General features: G+C 42.1%; 1 protein-coding gene. It reads left to right on the forward strand.

Annotated elements, in window-relative coordinates:
* Positions 1-288: 288 nt before the first annotated feature.
* On the forward strand, positions 289-1,706 hold a 1,418-nt coding region (locus CIK00_RS21020; RefSeq protein ID WP_324762884.1), incomplete at its 3' end, for an Orn/Lys/Arg decarboxylase N-terminal domain-containing protein.

Consider the following 1,706-nt stretch of genomic DNA (forward strand, 5'->3'; position numbering starts at 1 on the left):
TGCTTGGTTATATCTTCTACGGCTTCATCGCCGCACGTGATACTAAGCCAGAAGTGAAAGCAAACTAATTTTAAAGATTTAATAAATTCGATACTAAAGCAATTTATTAATAACTAACTAGAACGGAAATGGGAATAAATAATAAATACGCTCACAATTAATAGTGATATTAATGAACAGCATTATTTATTCCCTATCTAAAATATTCGGTCAGGCCTTTTAGTTCTTCATAATCATTATGTCGGGTTAAAACACACCTGTTATCCACCATTTTATTCAGGCGTTATTATGAACAATAATAGTAGTACAAATAAAATGCGTGCTCTCGTTATCGAGCACCAAAATATTACTCCAAACAGCTTTGCAGACCGCGCAACTAAGTCGCTTGTTGCTGAACTACAAAACCGCTCTATCGAAATTATTACAGCCACTTCTTATGAAGATGCGCGTGCGGTTATTCTATCAACTCAAATTGATAGCCTAGTATTAGCACTTGAAAAAACTGAAGAGCAAATCGTTAATTCTAACGAAGAAGTTGAGCTACTAAGCACACTTCAAGCTCGTCAATCTGAAGTGCCTGTATTTCTACTAGCAGAGCGTGCTCGTACGTCTATCCTTAACAACCGCCAGTTAATGGAACGTGTTGATGAGTGTTACTCAGTACTAGAAGACACTGCTGACTTCGTTGCTGGCCGTATCGTTGCTTCAATGCGTCGTTACCGTGCACAAGTGCTACCACCGTTCATGAAAGCGATGATGCACTACAACGACATCCATGAGTACTCATGGTCTGCGCCTGGTCACCAAGGTGGTATCGGTTTTACTAAGACCCCTGCTGGTAACCAATTCTTTGAATTCTTCGGCGAAAACTTGTTCCGTACCGATATGGGTATCGAACGTGCTGCACTAGGTTCATTACTTGACCACAGTGGCGCATTTAAAGATTCAGAAGTTGAAGCAGCTAAGATCTTCGGTGCTCACCAGTCTTACTCTGGTATCGTAGGTACATCTGGTTCAAACCGTACTATCATGCAAGCATGTATGAAAGACGACGATATCGCTATTTGTGACCGTAACTGTCACAAATCAATTGAACAAGGTCTGATCCTTACGGGCGCACGTCCAATCTACATGGTACCTAGCCGTAACTGTTACGGTATCATCGGTCCGATCAGCAAAGTTCAAATGAGCAAAGAAGGCATCGCACTTAAAGCTAAAAATGCGGGCATTCCTTTCAACGCTGACGAGAAAAAAGCAAGCTACGCAGTAGTAACTAACTGTACTTATGACGGTTTATGTTACCACTCAGAAGTGACTGAAGCGCTACTAGGCGAAAGCTCTAGCCGTATTCACATGGATGAAGCTTGGTTCGGTTACGCACGTTTTAACCCTATCTACAAGGGTCACTACGCAATGCGTGGCGATGCTAAAGACCATACTGGTCCTACAGTATTTGCAACTCACTCAACACACAAGTTATTGAATGCATTGTCTCAAGCATCATACATTCACGTACGTAACGGTGAGAACGCGATCAACTTTGACCGTTTCAACCAAGCTTACATGATGCACACTTCAACATCGCCACTTTACGCAATCTGTGCGTCTAACGATATTGCAGCGAACATGATGAAAGGCGAAAGTGGTTTATCGCTAACTAACGAAGTGAACCGCGAAGCGATCATCTTCCGTCAGAACATGCGTCA

This window comes from Photobacterium carnosum (assembly GCF_002849605.1).
GTDB classification, from domain to species: Bacteria; Pseudomonadota; Gammaproteobacteria; order Enterobacterales; family Vibrionaceae; genus Photobacterium; species Photobacterium carnosum.